This is a genomic window from Kitasatospora sp. NPDC059827 (genome assembly GCF_042731675.1).
GTDB lineage: Bacteria > Actinomycetota > Actinomycetes > Streptomycetales > Streptomycetaceae > Kitasatospora.
Window position 1 is genome coordinate 24,327 of record NZ_JBHWIV010000096.1, and the last position, 6,235, is coordinate 30,561.

Sequence of the window (6,235 nt, forward strand, 5' to 3'; positions counted from 1 at the left end):
GGCCCGGGGCATGCCACCATCTTCGGGGCGGTGAGTGGTGATACGAGGACAAGACCAGATGACCGGGACGGCTGACGTGGGCGTGGACAAGGACTCCGACGAGTCCGGATCCGTCGTGCCCCCGGCGCCCGGTGACGAGTCCGAAGGGCGGCCCGGGAGCGGGCCGACCCCGGAAGTCTCCCTGATCAAGGACCTGACGATCAAGACCCCCACGCCCGAGAAGGCCCCCGAGGCCCCGGCGGAGCCGCCCGCACCCGCGCCCGCCGCGCCCGTCCCCGCCCCAGCCGCGCCCGTCCCGGCCCCGGCCGCACGGACCGAGTACCACGACCCGCTGGACGACGCCCCGCACCTGGACGTCGACGAGCCGCTGCTCGCCGCCCGCGCGCACCGCCCGTCCGACCTGATCCGCTTCCTGGCCGGGGTCTTCGGGATAGTCGCCGTCTTCGTCCTGGCCGGCATCGCCACCTCGACGACCACCGGCATCGAGCAGGACATCGCCACCAACGCGCCGCACTTCTCCGCGGTGCTGTCCACCATCACCGGCCTGGTCTCCAGCGTCGCGGTGCTCGCCGTGCCGCTGGCCTTCGCGGTCGAGCGGCTGATCAAACGCGACGGCCTGCGGGTCGCCGACGGCGTGCTCGCCTCGGTGCTCGCGTACGGCGTCTCGCTGGGCATCGACTGGTGGGTGGCCGAGGGCGCCTCCGAGCACATCCGCACGGCGCTGACCCGGCTGCCGCTGGACAGCAACGGCAGCCTCACCGACCCGGTGCACGGCTACCTCGCCCCGGTGATCGCCTACATGACCGCCGTCGGCATGTCGAGCCGACCGCGCTGGCGGGTGGCGCTGTGGGTGGTGGTGGTCTTCAGCGGGGTCACCGAGCTGCTCGGCGGCTACACCACCCCGCTGTCGCTGATGCTCACCGTGCTGATCGGCTGGTCCGTCGCCTACGGCACGCTGTACGCGATCGGCTCCCCCAACATCCGGCCCACCGGCCAGCACCTGATGATCGGCCTGCGCAAGGTCGGCTTCACCCCGGACGGCGCCCACCGCGCCCCGGACGCCCCCGGCGGCACCCGCCGCTACTACGTCACCCAGCAGGACGGCCCGCCGCTGGACGTCCACATCATCGACCGCGAGCAGCAGGCCTCCGGCTTCTTCTACCGGGCCTGGCGCCGGCTGCGGCTGCGCTCGGTGGCGGTGCGCCGCAGCCCCCAGTCGCTGCGCCAGGCGCTGGAGCAGGAGGCCCTGATCGCGTACGCGGCGGCCGCCTCGGGCGCCCGCGCGCCGCAGCTGGTGGCCACCTCCGAGCTGGGCCCGGACGCCGCGATCCTGGTGTACGAGAACGTCGAGGGCCGCACCCTGGACGAGCTCGCCGACGCGGAGGTCACCGACCGGGTGATGGCCTCGCTGTGGCAGTCGGTGGCGGCCCTGCACGAGCGCCGGATCGCCCACCGCCGGCTGACCGGCGAGTCGCTGCTGGTCGTGGACGACGAGACGGCCTGCCTGGTCAACCTCTCCGGCGGCGACATCGCCGCCACCGACCTGACCCTGCGCATCGACGTCGCCCAGCTGCTCACCACCTTCGCGCTGCGGATCGGCCCCGAGCGGGCCGTCGCCACCGCCAACGCGGTGCTCGGCGCGGACCGGGTCGCCCAGGCCCTGCCGCTGCTCCAGCCGGTCGGGATGAGCCGCTCCACCCGGGTCGACCTCGCCAAGCTCACCAAGGAGCGCAAGACCGCCGCCCGGGCCAGGGCCCTGGAGCAGGTCGCGGCCGGCGAGCGCACCCAGGAACAGGCCGAGGAGGACATCGCGGCGGCCGGCGAGGACCTGCTCAGCCGCATCCGCGGCCAGATCCTGCAGATCGCCCCCGAGGCGCCGATGGAGCCGGCCAAGCTGGAGCGGCTCAAGCCGAAGAGCCTGATCATGGTGATCGCGCTCACCTTCGCCGCCTACCTGGCGCTGACCACCATCAAACCGGCCCAGCTCAAGCTCTCCCAGATGAACTGGGCGTGGGCGGCTGCGGCCCTGCTGGCGGCCGCGTTCAGCTACGTCGCCGCCGCGATGAGCCTGACCGGCTTCGTCCCCGAGCGGCTGCCGTTCCGGCGCACCGTCGCGGCCCAGCTGGCCGGCTCCTTCGTGAAGCTGGTCGCCCCCGCGGCGATCGGCGGCATCGCGCTCAACACCCGCTACCTGCAGAAGGCCGGGATCCGCCCGGGCCAGGCGGTCGCCTCGGTCGGCGCCTCCCAGCTGGCGGGCCTGGCCGGGCACCTGCTGCTGCTGTTCAGCTTCGGCCTGATCACCGGCAGCCAGACCAACGGCGACCTCTCCGCCTCCCGGGCGGTGATCATCGGGGTGCTGACCGCCGCCGTGCTCGCCCTGGTGGTGGCCGCGGTGGCGCCGCTGCGCCGCTTCGTGCTGGGCCGGCTGCGCTCGCTGTTCTTCGGCGTGGTGCCGCGGATGCTCGACCTGATGCAGACGCCCAGCAAGCTGATCACCGGCTTCGGCGGCATCCTGCTGCTGACCCTGTCCTTCACCGCCTGCCTGGACTTCTCGGTGCAGGCCTTCGGCGGCGACGTCAGCTTCTCGGCCGTCGCGGTGGTCTTCCTGACCGCGAACGCGGCCGGCTCGGCGATCCCCACCCCGGGCGGCATCGGCCCGGTCGAGGTGGCCCTGATCGGCGCCCTGACCGTCGCGGACGTCTCCCCCGCGGTCGCCACCCCGGCGGTGTTCCTCTTCCGGGCGCTCACCTTCTGGCTGCCGGTGCTGCCGGGCTGGATCGCCTACAACGTGCTGCAGCGCAGGCACGCGCTCTGAGCGGGGCACCCGCGGACGCGTCAGGGGCCCCACCGCCGAGCGGTGGGGCCCCTGATGCGTCAGTCCGGCCGGCGGCCTAGTAGACCGGCTTGTGCGGCTCGACCTGGTTCACCCAGCCGAGCACGCCGCCGCCCAGGTGGACGGCGTTGGCGAAGCCCGCGGCCTTGACCACGGCCAGCACCTCGGCCGAGCGCACGCCCGACTTGCAGTGCAGCACGATCTTCCGGTCCTGCGGCAGCTTCTCCAGGGCGTCGCCCATGAGGAACTCGTTCTTCGGGATCAGCACCGCGCCGGGGATGTTGACGATCTCGTACTCACCGGGCTCGCGGACGTCGATGAGGTAGATGTCCTCCTCGTCGTCCTGCCACTGCTTGAGCTGCTTCGAGGTGATGGTCGAACCGGCGGCGGCGGCCTGCGCCTCCTCCGACACGACGCCGCAGAAGGCCTCGTAGTCGATCAGCTCGGTGACCGTCGGGTTCTCGCCGCAGACCGCGCAGTCCGGGTCCTTGCGGACCTTCACCTGGCGGTAGTTCATCTCCAGGGCGTCGTAGATCATCAGCCGGCCGACCAGCGGGTCGCCGATCCCGGCCAGCAGCTTGATCGCCTCGGTCACCTGGATCGAGCCGATGGACGCGCAGAGCACGCCCAGCACGCCGCCCTCGGCGCAGGACGGGACCATGCCCGCCGGCGGGGCCTCCGGGTAGAGGCAGCGGTAGCAGGGTCCGTGCTCGGCCCAGAACACGCTGGCCTGGCCGTCGAAGCGGTAGATCGAGCCCCACACGTACGGCTTGCCGAGCAGCACCGCGGCGTCGTTCACCAGGTAGCGGGTGGCGAAGTTGTCCGTGCCGTCCACGATCAGGTCGTAGCCGGAGAAGATCTCCATCACGTTGGAGTTGTCCAGGCGCTCCTCGTGCAGGACCACCTCGACGTACGGGTTGATCTGCTGCACCGAGTCGCGCGCGGACTCCGCCTTGGAGCGCCCGATGTCGGCCTGGCCGTGGATGATCTGGCGCTGCAGGTTCGACTCGTCGACCACGTCGAACTCGACGATGCCCAGCGTGCCGACACCGGCGGCCGCCAGGTACATCAGCGCGGGCGAACCGAGGCCGCCGGCGCCGACGCAGAGCACCTTGGCGTTCTTCAACCGCTTCTGCCCGGCCATCCCGACGTCCGGGATGATCAGGTGGCGGGAGTACCTGCGGACCTCGTCGACGGTGAGCTCGTCGGCCGGCTCTACCAGGGGTGGCAACGACACGGGGACTCCGATGGGTCTCTTGTTCAGGCGGCCGGGGCCAGCCTCGGACGGGGTTGTTGCACCGCCACTCAGGTGGCTCTCTAGGCCAACAGTGTCATGCCCCACCGGTATTCCGAGACAGCTCGTCCGATGGGCGAGACGGGCCGCGCCGGATCGTGGAACCGCCCGCCGGAGGCCCCCGGAGCACCCCGGGCCCGTGGTTGCGGGCCCGGGGTGCCCCCGCGTCCCCCTCACACCCGGCAGGCCGTCTCCAGCCAGACGTCCCCCAGCGACTCCTCCAGCGGCACCTGTGTCCGCCAGCCGAGACGGTCCCGGGCGGTCCGCACGTCCGCCTGGCGCCACGGCACCGGCTCCCCCGGGGCGGGCCGGCCCTCCGGCCGGTGCCCCTCCGCCCGATGGCCCGGCAGGTACGGCCCGGACGCGTGGTGGCCGTGGCCCGGCAGGTGGTCGCCGACCGGGCCGGCGGCCTGCGCGGGCAGCAGGACCTGCCGGTTCTCCTCCACGATCGACCCCTCGAAGCCCGAGGCCCGGACCAGCAGCTGGGCCGCGTCCCGGGCCCGCACGGCGTGCCCGCTGCCCACGTTGATCACCCCGGTGGCGGCCGAGACCGCCGCCGCCTGGATCGCCCGGGCGACGTCCCGCACGTCCACGAAATCCCGGTATCCGGACAGGTCCGGCATCCGCACCTGGTTCTCGTCCCGCTCCAGCGCCCGCCGCAGCCCCTCGGCGAGGCGCCCGAACAGCGAGGCGGTCGGCGCCCCCGGGCCCACCACGTCGAACACCCGCAGCACCGCCGCGTCCAGCCCGGAGGCCAGCACCAGCTCCGTCCCGGCCAGCTTGGAGACCCCGTACGGGCCGACCGGCCGCGGCTCGGCCTGCTCGGACACCGGCACCCCGCCGGGCACCGGCCCGTACTCGGCGGCCGAGCCGACGTGCACCAGCCGGGCCGGCTCCCGGCTGCGCCGGATCGCCTCGCAGACGGTCGCGACGGCCAGCGTGTTCGACCGGATCAGGGTCCGCGAGCTGCCGTAGGTGGCACCCGCGCAGTTGATCACCACCTGCGGCGCGACCGCGTCCAGGAAGCGGGCCAGCGCGCCCGGGCTCCCGGCGGTCAGGTCGAAGCGGATGTCGGCCGAGTCGCGCCGGCCGAGCACCGTCACCTGCAACTCCTGGTCCATCAGCAGACGATCGGTCACCCGGCGGCCGATGAAGCCGTCGGCGCCCAGCAGCAGCACCCTCATCGGGGGCGTCCTTCCACGAAGCGAGGTCGGGGACGACCTGGCGGACTGAAATACAGCGAACGAGATCTGACGGTTCTGAGAAGTCTGAAAGGTCTGGAAGACCTGGAAGGTCTGACGGGAGGGTCAGCGGTGCGCGCCGGCCCGGCCGAGCAGCGCCCAGCCGTGGGCCAGCAGCACCACCGCGACCGCGCCACCGCCCAGCAGGACGGCCGACGGCCAGGGGCGGCCCAGGGCGAGCGGCACCGCCGTCGCGACCGGCCCGGCCAGCGCACCCAGCGCGGCGGCCGTCGTCCGGCCGCAGCGCGCCAGCAGCGCGGGCAGCACCAGCAGCAGGCCCAGCACGCCCTGCGCCGCCCACGCCGCGGGGCCGGCCCGCTCGGCGGCCAGGTGCAGCAGGCCGCCGCCGTGGCCGGGCCCGGGGCGCGGCGCGACCACCGCGAGGACCGCCAGCGCGGCGTAGCTGAGCACCGCGAGCACGGCCAGGTGCAGCGCGACCGCGACCGGCAGCACCGGGCGCATCCGGGCCCGGAACTCGGCCAGGGTGCGGGCGGCCCCCAGGTGCCCCCGGCCGACCTGCCGGTACCAGCGGGCCGCCCGCTCCGCCGAGCCCGCCGACACCGCGGCGGCCAGCACCAGGGCGGCGGCCAGCGGCCGGTCCCGGCCCGGCGCCGCCAGCGGGAGCAGCAGCAGCGCGGCCAGGCCCAGCCCGTGGCCGAGCGCGGCGGGGCGCAGCCGGGAGCCGGCCGGCGGGGGCGGGGTGCGGACCGGGCCGAGCTCCGCCGGGCAGGGCGGGCGGCACGGCGGCGGGGCGGGCTCGGCCGGGGCGGTCGCGGTCAGCGCGGGCAGCAGCACCAGCGGGACGGCGGCGGGCAGCAGCACCGGCCAGCGGGCGCCGAGCGCGGCCACCGCGGCGCAGGGCGGCGC

At 74.4% G+C, this 6,235-nt stretch carries 3 protein-coding genes and 1 pseudogene; 1 reads left to right on the forward strand and 3 read right to left on the reverse strand.

Features of this window, described 5'->3' with window-relative positions; translation table 11 throughout:
• The first annotated feature begins 58 nt into the window (after window positions 1–58).
• Window positions 59–2,815 carry a flippase-like domain-containing protein gene (locus ACFV8H_RS35750; protein ID WP_380408181.1) on the forward strand — a complete coding sequence of 919 codons (2,757 nt, stop codon included), beginning with the start codon at window positions 59–61 and terminating at the stop codon, window positions 2,813–2,815.
• 76 nt (window positions 2,816–2,891) lie between these two features.
• Here the strand turns inward: ACFV8H_RS35750 and moeZ are convergent, their stop codons facing one another.
• The 3 genes and pseudogenes from moeZ to ACFV8H_RS35765 all read right to left on the reverse strand — a co-directional run.
• Window positions 2,892–4,070 (reverse strand): adenylyltransferase/sulfurtransferase MoeZ, encoded by a 1,179-nt coding sequence (gene moeZ, locus ACFV8H_RS35755; protein WP_380408183.1) that lies wholly within the window; start codon window positions 4,068–4,070, stop codon window positions 2,892–2,894.
• Between the two features lie 230 nt (window positions 4,071–4,300).
• The gene (locus ACFV8H_RS35760; RefSeq protein WP_375884832.1) at window positions 4,301–5,311 is read right to left on the reverse strand and encodes an NAD-dependent epimerase/dehydratase family protein; all 1,011 of its coding nucleotides are present in this window, start codon (window positions 5,309–5,311) and stop codon (window positions 4,301–4,303) included.
• Between the two features lie 123 nt (window positions 5,312–5,434).
• Window positions 5,435–6,235, reverse strand: a pseudogene (locus ACFV8H_RS35765) (hypothetical protein); the annotation flags it as partial.